This is a genomic window from Stenotrophomonas sp. 10N36 (genome assembly GCF_056395005.1).
In genome coordinates this window covers 19,949-34,134 of sequence record NZ_JBFTIS010000013.1, presented here as the reverse complement: position 1 = coordinate 34,134, position 14,186 = coordinate 19,949, and the positions used below count along the sequence as shown (strand labels likewise).

Genomic DNA, 14,186 nt, shown 5'->3' with positions numbered 1-14,186 from the left:
CAGTGTCGTCCGCCCCGATCCTAACCGGCGGTTTCCCACCCCCGCATGCCGCGCACGGTTTTCGATGGACGCGCCCTTACGGGAACAGCAACCGCTTGTTCCACTGCCCGTCGTGATCGACCTCGTAGCACCAGCGCTCGTGCAGCCGGAACTGCGCGCCGTACCAGAACTCGATCCGCTGCGGCACCACGCGCAGCCCGCTCCAGCCTTCCGGGCGCGGCACCTCGCGGTCGGCGAAGCTGGCTTCGGTGGTGGCCACGCGCGCGTCGAACTCCTCGCGCGATGCCAGCGTTTTGGATTGCAGCGACGCCCACGCGCCGATCTGGCTCATGCGCGGGCGTGAGGCGAAGTAGGCATCGGCTTCGGCATCGTCCACCTGCTCGACACGGCCTTCGATCCGCACCTGGATGCCCGCCTCGCGCAGGCTGCGCCACAGGAACAGCAACGCGGCACGCGGGTTGCTGCGCAGCTCGCGGCCCTTGTGGCTGTCCAGATGGGTATAGAACACGAACCCACGCGCGTCGAACGCCTTCAGGAGCACGGTGCGTGCCGACGGCTGGCCACTGGCGTCGGCTGTCGCCACGGTCATCGCATTGGGTTCGATTTCCGCGCTGTGCTTGGCCTCCTCGAACAGCGCGGCAAAGGTGGACAACGCTTCGGTATACAGATCGGTCATGGTTGGTTTCTTGCCATTCGATTTGGGTTTATTGTCACCGCATGCCTGCTACCGCGTACATGCCCCGCAACAAAGGATTTCCCGATGCGCTGGTCGCCCAGGCACTGGAAGATGCGCTGGCAGCGGGCACGGAGGTGCCAGTATTGGCGATCAGCGGGCTGCAGGGCAGCGGCAAATCGACGCTGGCAGCCCAGGTGGTGGCGCTGGCCGAACAGCGCGGACTGCGCGCAGCGGCCCTGTCCATCGACGATTTCTACCTGACCCGCAGTCAACGCCAACGCCTGGCCCGCCAGGTGCATCCGCTGCTGCTTACCCGCGGCCCGCCGGGCACGCACGACCTGCCGCTGGCGCATGCCACCCTGGACGCCATTGCCGCACGCCAGCCAGTGGCATTGCCCCGGTTCGACAAGCTGGCCGACGAACGCATGGCGCAGGCCGAATGGCCGCGCGTGAGCGGCCCACTGGACCTGCTGGTGTTCGAAGGCTGGTTCCTGGGCACGCCTGCCCAGCCCGAGGCCGACCTGCAGCCGCCCTTGAACGCCCTGGAGCGCGACGCCGACGCCGACGGACGCTGGCGGCAGTGGTGCAACCAGGCGCTGGCCGCGCACTACCCCGCGCTGTGGCAGCGCTGCGACCGCCTGTGGTTCCTGCAGCCGCCGGACTTCGCGGTGGTGCCGCGCTGGCGCTGGCAACAGGAACAGAACCTGCAGGCCGCCCAGCCCGAGCGCAGCAGCATGAGCCGCGCCCAGCTGGAGCGCTTCGTGCAGTATTACGAACGGGTCAGCCGCCAGGCGCTGCGTACCCTGCCGGGCATGGCCGACCGGATCATCGCGCTGGACGAGCAGCGCCAGATTGTCACGGCGCCTGTGTAGGCGGCGCCGATCCCGGTCGGATCGACCGGGCGGCCACTGTTTTCCTCAGCCCACCACGAAGGTCACCCGCAGGTTGACCCGCCATTCGGTGATGTTGCCCTCCCCGTCGGTGACCACCTTGGTTTCGTTGATCCATGCGCCCTGGATGCCCTTGACCGTTTCGGACACCTTCTTCAGCCCGCTGCGCACCGCGTCTTCGACGCTGGTCTTGGAGGACGCATTGATCTCGATGATTTTGGCCACTGACATGGGCACGCTCCGGCTGCCTGCGGGACATTCCGCAACCCTCACCATGGGGGCCGGCGCGTAAAGGCCACGGCACGGAAATGTTAGGATCGGGGGTAATGAACCCTGCTCCGAACCTGATCCTGATTGGCCCGATGGGCGCCGGCAAAACCTGCATCGGGCGCCGCCTGGCCGAGCGTTTCACGCTGGACTTCGTGGACGCCGACCAGGCCATCGTGGACGCCGCCGGGGCCAGCATCCCGGCGATCTTCGAGCACTCCGGCGAAGCCGGCTTCCGCCAGTACGAACGCCAGGCGCTGCAGACCCTGCTGCGCGGGCGCAACCAGCTGGTCTCCACCGGCGGCGGCGCCGTGCTGGACCCCGACAACCGCGCCATCATCGCCGAACGCGGTTTCGTGGTGTACCTGCGGGTCAGCGTGGCCGGGCAGCTGGAACGGCTGGCCCGCGACCGCACGCGGCCGCTGCTGCAGCGCCCGGACCGCGAGCAGGTGCTGCACGAGATGGCGGCGCTGCGCGACCCGCTGTACCGCGCGTTGGCCGACCTGGCCCTGGATACCGACCTCTACACCCCCGCCGAGGCCACCGCGCAGCTGGTGCTGCGGCTGGCCGCCCAATGGCAGCGACAGGACCCACCCGCATGACCCCCGCCCCCCGTACCGTCGCCGTTGGCGGCGACACGCCCTACACCATCCATATCGGCCCCGGCCTGCTGGGCCAGGGTGACCTGCTCGCCCGCCACGTGCGCGGCCGCCACGTACTGCTGCTCAGCGATTCCTCGGTGGCCCCGCTGTACCTGGACGGCGTGAAAGCAGCGCTGCTGGCCGCGCGCCCGGACCTGCGGGTCGGTGAGCTGGTGCTGCCGGCCGGTGAAGCGTCCAAGACCCTGGCCAACTTCGGCGCGGCCATCACCGCCTTGGCCGCGCTTGGCGCAACCCGCGATGCCTGCGTGCTGGCCCTGGGTGGCGGCGTTGCCGGCGACCTGGCCGGCTTCGCGGCCGCCTGCTGGATGCGCGGCGTCGACTGCGTTCAGCTGCCCACCTCGCTGCTGGCGATGGTCGACTCCTCGGTGGGCGGCAAAACGGCCGTGGACATCCCCGAAGGCAAGAACCTGGTCGGCGCATTCCACCCACCGCGCGCGGTGATCGCCGACACGGCCGCGCTGCGCACCCTGCCGCCGCGCGAACTGCGCGCCGGGCTGGCCGAAGTGATCAAGTACGGCGCCATCCGCGACCCGCTGTTCTTCCAGTGGCTGCAGGCCGAACACGCCGCGCTGCTGGCTGGCGACGATACCGCGCTGGCCCAGGCGATCGCGCGCAGCTGCGAGCACAAGGCTGAGATCGTGGCCCGCGACCCGCATGAGAAGGGCGAACGCGCCCTGCTCAACCTCGGCCACACCTTCGGCCATGCGATCGAAACCGAACAGGGCTATGGCGCGCCCGGCAACGACAACCTCAACCATGGCGAAGCGGTGGCGGTGGGCATGGTGCTGGCGGCGCGCCTGTCGGCCCAGCTGGGCATGAGCAGCGAGGCCGACACCGCGCAGCTGCGCGACCTGCTGCTGCGCTACGAACTGCCGGTGGAAATTCCCGCCGGGCTGGCCCCCGAGGCGTTGCTGGCGCGGATGCGCCTGGACAAGAAGAACATCGCCGGACGCCTGCGTCTGGTGCTGTGGCGGGGCATCGGCCGCGCCGAAGTGGTGGCCGACGTCGACGAAGCCGACGTGCTGCGCGTGCTGGTCGCCCGCTGACCTGCGACCGTTGGCCGCAGGTGGGGTGGGCCGCCACGGCCTGCCCCGGCGTTCACGGCTACAATCGCGGCCATGCGCGTCTTCCTGCAGCACCACCCCGGCGGCACTGAACCGGCCCGCTACCTCCAGCTGACCCTGCAGCCGGACCTGTTCGGTAGCTGGGAACTGCTGCACGAATCGGGCGTGGTCGGCGGTCGCGCGCGGTTGCGGTGCGAGGTGTTCGCGCAGGCCGAGCCGGCCCAGCGCGCCTTCGAGAAGACGCGCGACATCCACCTGCAACGTGGCTACCAGATCACCTACACCAGCGGCGTCGCGCCGCGCTGAGCGCCGGCCCGGCCCCGCTCTTTCATCCCGGCCCCGTGCCACCAGAGTCCAAGGAAGCGTTACGTGACCAGCCCCTCCCGCCATGATCGCCTGCTGCGCGCCCTGCGCCGCGAACCGGTGGACTGCACCCCCGTCTGGCTGATGCGCCAGGCCGGCCGCTACCTGCCCGAGTACCGCGCCACCCGCGCCAAGGCCGGCAGCTTCCTGGCGATGGCCAAGAACCCCGACATCGCCTGCGAAGTTACCCTTCAGCCGCTGCGTCGCTTCGACCTGGATGCGGCGATCCTGTTCTCGGACATCCTCACCATTCCCGACGCGATGGGCCTGGAGCTGTACTTCGTCGATGGCGAAGGCCCCAAGTTCCGCCACCCGGTACGTGACACCGCCGCCATCGCCAAACTGGCCGTGCCGGACATGGAAACCGAACTGCGCTACGTCATGGACGCGGTCCGCGTGATCCGCCGCGAACTGGACGGCAGCGTGCCGCTGATCGGCTTCTCCGGCAGCCCGTGGACCCTGGCCTGCTACATGGTCGAAGGCGGCGGCAGCAAGGACTTCGCCCGCATCAAGGCCATGGCCCTGAACGAACCGGCCGCCCTGCACCAGCTGCTGTCGGTGGTCACCGACGCGGTCATCGCCTACCTGGCCGCCCAGCGCGCCGCCGGCGCGCAGGTACTGCAGGTCTTCGACACCTGGGGCGGCGTGCTCAGCCCCGGCATGTACCGCGAATTCTCGCTGCGCTACCTGACCCGCATCGCCCAGGAACTCGAACGCGGCCAAGGCGACCAGCGCACCCCGCTGATCCTGTTCGGCAAGGGCACCGGCCTGCACCTGGGCGCGCTGGCCGACACCGGCGCCGACGCCCTCGGTGTCGACTGGACCCTCGATCTGTCCGACGCGCTCGCCCGCACCGGCGGCCGCGTCGCCCTGCAAGGCAACCTGGACCCCGCCACCCTGTACGGCAACCCCGCGGCCATCGAACGCGCCGCCGCCCGCGTGCTCGACAGCTACGCCGACGGCAACGGCGGGTCCCGCGAAGGCCACGTATTCAACCTGGGCCACGGCATGTCCCCGGACATGAACCCCGAACACGTGGGCGTGCTGGTCGAGGCCGTGCACCGGTTGAGCAAGCGCTGACCCATCGGCGCGAAGGGCAGCCGACCAACGGTCGGCTCTACCCCCAACCACCGCGCCGCCGGCCGTCACACCCAACGACCCCGCCACCGGTAGAGCCACCCCATGGGTGGCTACACGTAGCGCCGGCAATAACAGCAGCCACGCGAGCCCGTGCATCGGTTGATGTAAGCGTTGATCGATCGGCGCCAAGGCAGCCGACCAACGGTCGGCTCTACCCCCTACCATCCCGCAATTACACCCAACCATCCCGCAACCGGCTGGGCCACCCGATGAGTGGTTACCAGCAGCACCAAAAGAACAGCGGCCACGCATGGCGTGGCTCCACCGCTGGTGCCATGCACACCGACAAACTATCGGGGGCTGGCGTGGGTGGGTTGGCGGGACCGTTGGGCGCCATGGATGGCGCCCACGAGCCTCCAGGGGTGAGGGCGCATTGCTTGCGAGGCACTGCCTCGCATGCGTCCGAACGCACAGCCGCCGGCGGCTGGGCCGGGCCGCGGAGCGGGATTTACGGCGTGTCCCGCCAACCCACCCACGCCAGCCCAGCCTGGTCGACCATCACATCAACGGCTTCGGCTTCGGCTTCGGCTTCGGCTTCGACTCTGGCTTCGCTCTGGCTTCGGCTCTGGCTCCGGCTCTGGCTCTCCAGCTTCTGAAACAACTTTGCCAATCCAGTCCACAACCGCATCTTGACCACACCCTGATCCCACATCGGCGATCATGTGCGCCTCGTTGATGAAGGCCCCCACGATGACCACCAGCAGCTACGCCTCGATCCGGCCCCTGTTGTGGCTCGTATCGCTGGCGATCTTCATGCAGATGCTGGATTCCACCATCGTCAACACCGCCCTCCCCGCCATGGCCCGCAGCCTCGGCGAAAGCCCCCTGCAAATGCAGTCGGTCGTCTTCAGCTACGCCCTCGCCGTCGCCACCTTCATCCCCGCCTCCGGCTGGATCGCCGACCGCTTCGGCACCCGGCGCACCTTCCTCGTCGCCATCATCCTGTTCACCCTCGGCTCGCTCGCCTGCGCCCTGGCCCAGACCCTCCACCAACTCGTCGGCGCCCGCGTCCTGCAGGGCATCGGCGGCGCCATGCTGCTCCCCGTCGGCCGCCTCGCCGTCATGCGATCCGTCTCGCGCGAAGAATTCCTCCGCGCCATGAGCTTCATCGCCATCCCCGCCCTCATCGGCCCCCTCATCGGCCCCACCCTCGGCGGCTGGCTGGTCGAAGTGGCCTCCTGGCACTGGGTCTTCCTGATCAACCTGCCCATCGGCGTCATCGGCTACATCGCCGCCACGAAGGTCATGCCCGACCACTACGCCGAACACCGCACCCGCTTCGACATCACCGGCTACCTCATGCTCGCCTTCGGCATGATCGTCCTGTCGCTCGCACTCGACGGCATCTCCGGCATGGCTACCCCGCATGCCCTGGTCATGCTCATGACCGTGGCCGGCCTGGCCGCCCTCGTCGGCTACTGGCTGCACGCCGCCAATTCCACCGCACCGCTGTTCTCGCTCGCCCTCTTCCACGTGCCCAGCTACCGCATCGGCATCCTCGGCAACCTGTTCTCGCGCATCGGCAGCAGCGCCATGCCGCTGCTTATCCCCCTGCTGCTGCAGGTCGGCATGGGCATGAGCCCGATGAATGCCGGCCTGCTCATGATCCCCGTCGCCGCCGCCGGCATGCTCGCCAAGCGCTACGCCGTCAAACTGGTCGAACGCTTCGGCTATCGCCGCGTACTGATGGTCAACACCGTGCTGGTCGGCCTGGCCATGGCCAGTTTCATCTTCATGACCCCCGGCCAGCCGCTGTGGGTGCGCGTTATCCAGCTGGCCCTGTTCGGCGCCGTCAACTCGCTGCAGTTCACCGTCATGAACACCGTCACCCTGCGCGACCTCGACCGCGATTTCGCCAGTGCCGGCAACAGCCTGCTGTCGATGGTGATGATGCTCGCCACCGGCTTCGGTGCGGCCGCCGCCGGCAGCCTGCTGGCGGCCTTCGCGCACCTGGACCAGCTGCATGGCGCCACCGCCGCCCTGCATGCCACCTTCGTCTGCGTCGGCGCCATCACCCTGACCTCCACGCTCATCTTCTGGCAGCTGCCCGACACCCGCCCATCGCCGCGCGATGTGGAGGAGTTCGCCGAATAGGCGACCTCCGGGTAGCATCGGACCGTTGGTCCGATGACCTTTAAAAAACGCGTTTACCCACCGCGCCCGTTGGTCCGATGAAAGGCCAGCGCACCAACGGTGCGCCGCTACCCTGGTTCGTCCGATGACCCACCAGCGCACCAACGGTGCGCCGCTACCCTGGATCGTCCGATGACCCACCAGCGCACCCACGGTGCGCTGCTACCCGCGGGGTTGCCGCAGCGCGCGCGCGATCGCTTCCACCAGCAGGTCACCGGTCACCGGCTTGCGCAGGAATCCGCTGAAGCCGGCCTCCTGCACCTGCTGCTCGATCCCCGGGTCGGTACGCGCCGTCACCGCGATCATCGGCATCTCGTAGCCCTGGTTGCGCAGGTGCCCGGCCAACTCGATGCCGCCCAGGCCCGGCAGGTCCAGGTCCAGCAGCGCCACGTCGAACGGTGCCCCGCTGACCTCGCGCAGCGCCGCCAGTGCGTGTTCGGCATGCACCATGTCATGCCCGCGCGCGCCCAGCAGGCCGGTGATCACACTGGCCACCGTTGCATCGTCCTCCACCAGCAGGATGCGCAGCGGTGGCAGGCGCAGGCTTTCACTGCCCGGCTCGCCACCGGACGGCAGCGCGGCGATGTGCAGCGGCAACGGCAGGCTCACGCTGAAGCGCGTACCCACGCCCAACTGGCTCTCCACCCCGATCTGGCCCTGCATCGCCAACGCCAGCTCCCGGCAGATCGCCAGGCCCAACCCGCTGCCGCCGTACTGCGCCGCCGTGCGCGCCCCGTCGGCCTGCTCGAAACGCCGGAACAGGCGCTGCTGCTGGTCACTGCTGATGCCCGGCCCGGTGTCGGACACCTCGAAATGCAGGCCACGCTCGGACGACAGCGTGCTCGCCTTCAGCCGCACTTCGCCATGCGTGGTGAACTTCACCGCATTGCCCAGCAGGTTGAGCAGGATCTGCCGCACGCGGACCGCGTCGCCCACGCTGGCCAGGCCCGGCGGCAGCTGGTTGTCCACCACGAAACGCACGTGCTTCTGCTCGGCAAGCGCGGCCATCAGCGTGCAGACGTCGCTCACCACGTTGTGTACGTCGAACGGCTGCGACTGCAACTGCAGCCGGCCCGACTCGATACGGGCCAGGTCCAGCGCATCGTTCACCAGGTGCAGCAGGTGCTCGCCGGCATGCCGGATCGACGCGGTCCAGCTGCGCTGCTGCGGGTCCAGCGACGACCCCAGCAGCAACTCGCTCATGCCCAGCACGCCGGTCATCGGCGTGCGCACTTCGTGGCCCAGGTTGGCCAGGAAGCGGGTCTTGGCCGCCGATGCCTGCTCGGCCAGCTCCTGTTTCTGCAGCGCCAACTGATAGGCATGCCGACGCTGCAACCGGCGCCGGTACATCCACGCAATCAGGCTCATCAGCAGCAGCGTCATCGAGGTCAGCACCAGCAACCCGGACATGCTCCGCCACCACGGCGGCATCACCCGGAATTCCAGCGACTGCACCCGCGACCACACCTGGTCGGCCGAACGCGCCTGCACCTCCAACCGATAGCGGCCCGGAGGCAGCCGCGAGAACACGCGCTCACCCGCCGGTCCCACTTCCACCCAGTCCGGGTCGTAGCCGGCCAGCCGGTAGCGGTAGCTGTTGGACGACGAATCGGCGAACGACAGCAGACGCGCCACGATGCGCAGATCGCGGTCGGCGTCGGCAACCTCCAGCGGGGTCAGGTGGGTCAGGTCGGCGACGCGGTCGCCGCGACGCACCTCCACCCGCTCGATCACCAGCGGCGCACGCCGGTTGGACGGGCGCACCTGGCGCGGGTCGAACACCACCACGCCGGCCGGCGTGCCGCCCACGATGCGGCCGCTGGCGGTGCGGCTCAAGGTACTGCGACGGAACTCCTGGCTGGGCAAGCCATCGTGCACGCCATACAGGCGCACGTTGCCCATCTGCGGGTCCACGCGGATCAGGCCGCGCGCGTTGGCCGCCCAGACCACGCCCTGCGCATCGACCACCAGCCCGGTCGCCGACACTTCCGGATAGCCCGCGCCACCGCCGATGACGGTCTGCAGCAGCAGCCGCCCGCCCTGCCAGCGGTATTGGCTGAGCCGTCCTTCTTCGGACAGCCACAGGCTGTCGTCATCGCCACGCGCCAGGGCGTGGATCGCGGTCGACGGCCCGCCCGGCACGGGTTCGAACCGCGAACGGCCCGGTATCCACTGCAGCAGGCCCTGATTGGTACCCACCCACAGCGTGTCGTCCGGTCCGCACAGCAGGTCCAGGGTCAGCTGCCCGGCCGCGAGCCCGGCATGCCCGGCCGGCACCCGGTGCAGCACGCGGCCGTCCAGGTCGCGCTGCTGCAGGCCGGTTGCAAAGGCGCTCCACAGGCGTTGGCCATCGCATACCGCCAACGATTCCAGCTGGCCCTCCATCGCCGCATCCACCGCGGCATCGTGCCCCCAGCGTCGGATCGTTCCATCGCGGGGGTCGTAGCGCAGCAAGGCAGACGCCGACCCGATCCATACCTGACCGCGGGGGTCTTCCTGTACCGACTGCAGCCACTGCGTTCCGTCCACGCCCCTCCGGTGCTGGATCACCTGGCCGCTGACCGGATCGAACTTGTCCAGCGCCCCGTGCGTTCCCACCGCCCATACCCCGCCGTCGGCGGCGGCGGACATGCCCAGCACGTACCCATTGCGCAGCGACGCCGGGTCGTCCTCCAGGCGCGACAGCACCGAGAACTGCCACCAGCGCGGCAACAGGTGCCACAACCCGCCATTGATGCTGGCCAACCAGATCCCGCCTTCGCGGTCTTCGTAGGCGCCGGTCCAGTTCGGGCGCACCTGGCCACGCGCCACCGCGCTGTACAGCGGCACCTGCTGGAACTGGTTGTCGTAGGCGCGCCCCAGCCCGGACCGGGTATCCAGCCAATAGCCGCCCTGCTCATCGCGCAGCATCATGCCCAGCACCTGGTCGCCGGGGGCCACCTTCCACGGTGCCGGTTCGAAGCGCCCGTCCGGTCGCCGCACCAGTACGCCGGTATTGGTGCCGATCCACAGGCTGCCATCGATCTCGGCGGTCAACCCGTTGATCACCTGGGCCGGCACGTCACGGCTGGACACACGTTCGAAATCCGTGCCGGTCCAGCGTGCCAGGCCCGCCTGAGTGCCCACCCACAGGCTGCCGTCGCGGGTGGTGGCCAACTGGGTCACCGACGCGGCCGGCAGGCTGCGCGGGTTGCCACGCTCGGGCATGAAACGGGTCACCTTGCCGTCGCGGTCCAGGCGGTGCAGGCCGCCTTCGTAGGTGCCGAACCACAGGGTGCCATCGGCGGTGGAGGTGATCGACCAGATGGTGTTGCTGCCGATCTGCGGGTGGCTGGCCCGGTCGAAGAAGCGCAGCTCGCGGCGATCGGCCGACATCATCGCCAGGCCGGCATTCTCGGTGCCGATCCACAGCTGGTTGCGGGCATCCACATGCACGCTCCAGACATGGTTGTCGCGCAGGCCGTCCTCGGCGCGCCAGACCCGGTAGTTGCGCCCGTCATAGCGGGCCAGCCCGTCGTTGGTGGCGATCCACAGATAGCCGTAGCCATCTTCGGCCATGCGGTTGACCGTGTTGGACGGCAAGCCGTCGAACACCGTGAGCTGGCGTGGCGTTGGCGGCACGGGCTGGGCCTGGCCGAGGGTCGGCCACAGCCATGCGATCCCGATCAGGAGCAGCCAACGCAATGACACCACCGGTGGATCTCCCCCATCGTCCATGGATGCATCCCAAGGGCTGCGGTCGCGCGTTGCCGCCGGCGCGCCGATCCCGGGCCAGTCCGCATGGTAAACGGTTCGCTACGCGGCGACGATCCGCCCAGGCCTGCCCGCGGCACGCACCGCCGCCAGCAGCTGCTCGCCGCTGGCCGGCTTGTGCAGCCATCCTGCCGCACCGGCCGCCGCCGACCGCCGGGCCAGGTCGGGGTCGCGGCGCGCGGTGAGGACCACCACCGGCACCGGGCACCCCTGTGCGCAAAGCATGTCCAGCAGTTGCCACCCGTCCACGCCGGGCAGGTCCAGGTCGAGCAGCACCACGTCGAAGGGCGCCATCGCCAGTTCGCCCAGCGCGGCCAGTGCATGTGCTGCGGTAACCACCGTCGCGCCGCCTGCGGTCAGCAGGGCGGCGTGCACGTCGGCCACCAACGGCTCGTCTTCGACCAGCAGCACCCGCTCGCCGTGGCACGACGCCGCGGTGTGCACGACCACGCTGGACGGCTCGGGTGGAGGCGCACAGCGGGCGCATGCCGGGCCTGTCGGCATCGGCAGGCTCAGCAGCACCCGTCCCCCCGACCCGCCTCCGGCGCCGACCGACTGCAGGCGTCCACCCAACGCGTGCGCGCAGGCCCGTGCAGGCTCCAACGCGTCGCCGCACACTTTCCTGGCCGGCAGCGGCGTTGCTGCGGTGACGAACGCATGGACATCCACCAGCACGCCACTGCGCCCTGGCAGCCAGCTGGCGCGCACTGACACCCTGCACGCCCCCAACGTCTGCACCATCACATCCACGACCCGTTGCAGCACCTGCTGCACGCGCGCCGGGTCGGTATGCACACGCGCCGCACCCGGCAGGTCCACGCATGCCGCCAGGCTGCTGCCCTGCTGGCACAGGTCCAGTTGCGCGCAGTGCCGCCAGCGCTGCAGCAGCGCGGCCAGGTCGACCTCGGCGCAGTGCAGCGGCGATCGGCCCGCATCCAGGCGGGCCTCATCCAGCGCCTGGTTCACGATCGCCAGCAACTGCCGGCCGCCCCGATCGATCCGTTGCAGCCGCTGCCGCTGCTGTGCTTCCAGCGGTGAGGCCAGCAGCAGTTCGGTCATGCCCAGCACCCCCGTCAAGGGCGTGCGTACCTCGTGTCCGAACGTGGCCAGGTAGCGCGCCTTGGCCTGCGCCGACTGCTGCGCCCACGCGTGCCGTTGCACCGTGGCGCGGCGCGCGCGTGACCGCGCCAGCGCGCGCCCACCCAGCCAGATCAACAGCCCCAGCATCGCGACCACACCGGCGGCATGCGCAACGGTCGGCCGCTGGTACGTCCAGCCCTCGGGCTGCACATGCAGCACCAGCGTCTGCGCCTCCGACCAACGCCCCTCGCCACTGCGCTCCTGGTAGTCCAGCGCATGCCGACCGGGTGCCAGCGTCGGAAAAGCCACCGTCCCGCGGCTGCGGGTGCGGTGCCAGCCCCCCTCGCCATTGCGCAGGCGGAAACGATATTGCTGGCCCGGGTCGAGCTGGGCCGACAGAACCCTGGCGGTGATCTGGATCTCGCGATCGCCGGCACGCAGCTGCACCGACGCCGCCGGTGGCAGCGTGAGCAGTTGCTGGTCGCGGCGCACCTGCACCCGTTCGATCACCAGCGCCGACGGCGGGGCCGGACGCGCCAGCAGGGCCGGATCGAACGCAATCGCGCCGTCGGCCTCGATGGCCAGCATCTGCCGTCCCTGCGCCTGCAGCCGCGCCTTCAGCAGTGCGGAAGGAATGCCGTCGTCACGGGTGTACACGTGAACGTCGCGGCGCGGTGGTGCCACCCGCAACAGGCCATGGCTGGAACTGCCCCACACCACGCCGTCGGCATCGGTGGYCAGGGCATGCACGGTCTGTACCGGCACCCCGTCGCGATGGTCCAGGTGCAGGCGGCGCAGCAGCCGCCCGTCCTGCCATTGATAGCCATGGAGGGCGCCTTCGGTGGCCACCCACAGCTGCCCGTCGGCGGCGACGTGCAGCGCACTGATCGCGGCGGGCGCACCGGCCACCGGCTCCAGCTGCGCGCCATTCCAGCGCATCAGCCCATCGCGGCTGCCCAGCCAGACCCCACCGTCGGCCGCACAGTGCAGCGACACCGGCCCGCGCAGCGGCGCCTGCCCGCTGCCCGGCAGCGCCCAGCGCACCTCGCGCCGCCGCGCCGGTCCCCGACGCTCAAGCATGCCGTCGTGAATACGCCAGTAGCGCCCGTCGTCGCAGGCGATCTCCTCGCTGGCCCGCGCGGATCCCGGCAGAAAGCCGTCCAGCCCCCGACGTTGCGCTGGCGCCGGCTGCCGCGCGAACTGGGCCCAGCGCGGTGGCAAGCGCCACATGCCCACGTGGCGACCCAGCAGCCACACGCCGCCGTCGCGGTCCTCGAACGCCCCCTGCAGGCTGGGGCGCGTGTCCTGTCCCGGTGCGGCCAGCCGCACCGGCGTTGCGGCGCCCCCGCCCACCGGTTGGCGCCAGATCCGGCCGGGCTGGGCCAACCAGTGCGCCCCATCCCCGCCGATTCCCAGCAGGCGACGGTGCGCCGGCCCCGACGCCGCCTGCAGCCCACTGCAGTCCGTGCCGTGCCACTGGCCCCGCGCCGTGCTGACCCACACAACGCCCGCGGCCGTCTGATGCAGGCCCATCACCGCCGCGCGCGCCAGGCGCGGATCCGGCGGTCGATGGAACCGGCCCGCGCGCCAGCACGCCAGGCCGTGGGGGGTGCCGATCCACAGCACGCCGCGCGCGTCGACCAGCAGATGGCCGACATCGCCCGCCGGCACGCCGTCATCGCGCAGGGTGGGCAGGAACTGGCGCAGGCGCTGCTGCCGGTCGAGGCGGAACAGCCCCGCGCCGCGCGTACCGAACCACACCCCGCCTTCTGTATCGGGCAGCACCGCGCTGATAGGAACCCCGGCCAGGGCCGGATGGGTATTGCCACCAAACCCGTCGATCCGGCTGCGGTCCGCCGACATCCGCATCAGCGCGCCGTAGCCGGTTCCCATCCAGAGCTGGTCGTGGCGGTCGACGGCCAGGCTGAGCAACGCGCTGTCGGCCAGCCCCTGCTCGCGGCGCCAGGTGCGGAAGGTGCGTCCATCGAAACGCGCCAGCCCATCGTCGGTGGCGAACCACAGGTACCCCTGCCGATCCTGGACCACCTGGTGGACGGCATTGGAGGGCAGGCCGTCGGCGGTGGTAACGCGGGCCGCCTCGGGCACATCCGCCGCCGCGGACGCGCACCACGCCAGCAGCAGGGCCATGCCCCACCGT

At 70.2% G+C, this 14,186-nt stretch carries 11 protein-coding genes; 6 read left to right on the top strand and 5 right to left on the bottom strand.

The features are described from left to right. Window positions 1-76 precede the first annotated feature (76 nt). Window positions 77-676 (bottom strand): pyridoxamine 5'-phosphate oxidase, encoded by a 600-nt coding sequence (gene pdxH / locus AC1DCJ_RS13545; RefSeq protein ID WP_478071185.1) that lies wholly within the window; start codon window positions 674-676, stop codon window positions 77-79. Window positions 677-717: 41 nt separating this feature from the next. Here pdxH and AC1DCJ_RS13540 point away from each other — a divergent pair, with 41 nt between their 5' ends. Further along, window positions 718-1,548, top strand: a complete 831-nt coding sequence (locus tag AC1DCJ_RS13540; RefSeq protein ID WP_478071184.1) for a kinase — start codon at window positions 718-720, stop codon at window positions 1,546-1,548. Window positions 1,549-1,593: 45 nt separating this feature from the next. Here AC1DCJ_RS13540 and AC1DCJ_RS13535 read toward each other — a convergent pair whose 3' ends face one another. Beyond that, on the bottom strand, window positions 1,594-1,797 hold the full coding sequence (locus tag AC1DCJ_RS13535; RefSeq protein WP_038686896.1) for a dodecin family protein: 204 nt from the start codon (window positions 1,795-1,797) through the stop codon (window positions 1,594-1,596). A gap of 95 nt (window positions 1,798-1,892) precedes the next feature. On the opposite strand from AC1DCJ_RS13535, the gene AC1DCJ_RS13530 reads away from it, so the two are divergent. The 4 genes from AC1DCJ_RS13530 to hemE all read left to right on the top strand — a co-directional run bounded on the left by AC1DCJ_RS13530 (window position 1,893) and on the right by hemE (window position 5,002). Next, window positions 1,893-2,435, top strand: coding sequence for a shikimate kinase (locus tag AC1DCJ_RS13530; RefSeq protein ID WP_038686895.1), 543 nt, complete (start codon window positions 1,893-1,895; stop codon window positions 2,433-2,435). Beyond that, on the top strand, window positions 2,432-3,541 hold the full coding sequence (gene aroB / locus AC1DCJ_RS13525) for a 3-dehydroquinate synthase (RefSeq protein WP_478071183.1): 1,110 nt from the start codon (window positions 2,432-2,434) through the stop codon (window positions 3,539-3,541). The genes AC1DCJ_RS13530 and aroB overlap by 4 nt, the downstream gene beginning before the upstream one ends. 72 nt (window positions 3,542-3,613) lie before the next feature. Continuing rightward, window positions 3,614-3,865 carry a WGR domain-containing protein gene (locus AC1DCJ_RS13520; RefSeq protein ID WP_128097105.1) on the top strand — a complete coding sequence of 84 codons (252 nt, stop codon included), beginning with the start codon at window positions 3,614-3,616 and terminating at the stop codon, window positions 3,863-3,865. 63 nt (window positions 3,866-3,928) lie between these two features. Continuing rightward, window positions 3,929-5,002: a uroporphyrinogen decarboxylase gene (gene hemE, locus AC1DCJ_RS13515; RefSeq protein WP_038686889.1), complete on the top strand. Its 1,074-nt coding sequence runs from the start codon at window positions 3,929-3,931 to the stop codon at window positions 5,000-5,002. A gap of 508 nt (window positions 5,003-5,510) precedes the next feature. Here the strand turns inward: hemE and AC1DCJ_RS13510 are convergent. Further along, a complete protein-coding gene (locus tag AC1DCJ_RS13510; RefSeq protein WP_478071182.1) occupies window positions 5,511-5,714 on the bottom strand; it encodes a hypothetical protein in 204 nt (67 codons plus the stop codon). A gap of 38 nt (window positions 5,715-5,752) precedes the next feature. Here AC1DCJ_RS13510 and mdtD point away from each other — a divergent pair, with 38 nt between their 5' ends. Next, the gene (mdtD, locus tag AC1DCJ_RS13505; protein ID WP_478071211.1) at window positions 5,753-7,156 is read left to right on the top strand and encodes a multidrug transporter subunit MdtD; all 1,404 of its coding nucleotides are present in this window, start codon (window positions 5,753-5,755) and stop codon (window positions 7,154-7,156) included. Window positions 7,157-7,357: 201 nt separating this feature from the next. Here the strand turns inward: mdtD and AC1DCJ_RS13500 are convergent, their stop codons facing one another. Together AC1DCJ_RS13500 and AC1DCJ_RS13495 are read right to left on the bottom strand one after the other, a co-directional pair. Continuing rightward, the gene (locus tag AC1DCJ_RS13500) at window positions 7,358-10,912 is read right to left on the bottom strand and encodes a hybrid sensor histidine kinase/response regulator (protein WP_313423035.1); all 3,555 of its coding nucleotides are present in this window, start codon (window positions 10,910-10,912) and stop codon (window positions 7,358-7,360) included. 78 nt (window positions 10,913-10,990) lie between these two features. Beyond that, complete coding sequence (locus AC1DCJ_RS13495) at window positions 10,991-14,176, bottom strand: two-component regulator propeller domain-containing protein (RefSeq protein WP_478071181.1); 3,186 nt, start codon at window positions 14,174-14,176, stop codon at window positions 10,991-10,993. Window positions 14,177-14,186 lie beyond the last annotated feature (10 nt).

Coding starts and splice junctions, on each gene's coding strand:
- pdxH (WP_478071185.1), bottom strand. CDS start 676: ATGACCGATCTGTATACCGAAGCGTTGTCCACCTTTGCCGCGCTGTTC.
- AC1DCJ_RS13540 (WP_478071184.1), top strand. CDS start 718: ATGCCTGCTACCGCGTACATGCCCCGCAACAAAGGATTTCCCGATGCG.
- AC1DCJ_RS13535 (WP_038686896.1), bottom strand. CDS start 1,797: ATGTCAGTGGCCAAAATCATCGAGATCAATGCGTCCTCCAAGACCAGC.
- AC1DCJ_RS13530 (WP_038686895.1), top strand. CDS start 1,893: ATGAACCCTGCTCCGAACCTGATCCTGATTGGCCCGATGGGCGCCGGC.
- aroB (WP_478071183.1), top strand. CDS start 2,432: ATGACCCCCGCCCCCCGTACCGTCGCCGTTGGCGGCGACACGCCCTAC.
- AC1DCJ_RS13520 (WP_128097105.1), top strand. CDS start 3,614: ATGCGCGTCTTCCTGCAGCACCACCCCGGCGGCACTGAACCGGCCCGC.
- AC1DCJ_RS13510 (WP_478071182.1), bottom strand. CDS start 5,714: ATGTGGGATCAGGGTGTGGTCAAGATGCGGTTGTGGACTGGATTGGCA.
- mdtD (WP_478071211.1), top strand. CDS start 5,753: ATGACCACCAGCAGCTACGCCTCGATCCGGCCCCTGTTGTGGCTCGTA.
- AC1DCJ_RS13500 (WP_313423035.1), bottom strand. CDS start 10,912: ATGGACGATGGGGGAGATCCACCGGTGGTGTCATTGCGTTGGCTGCTC.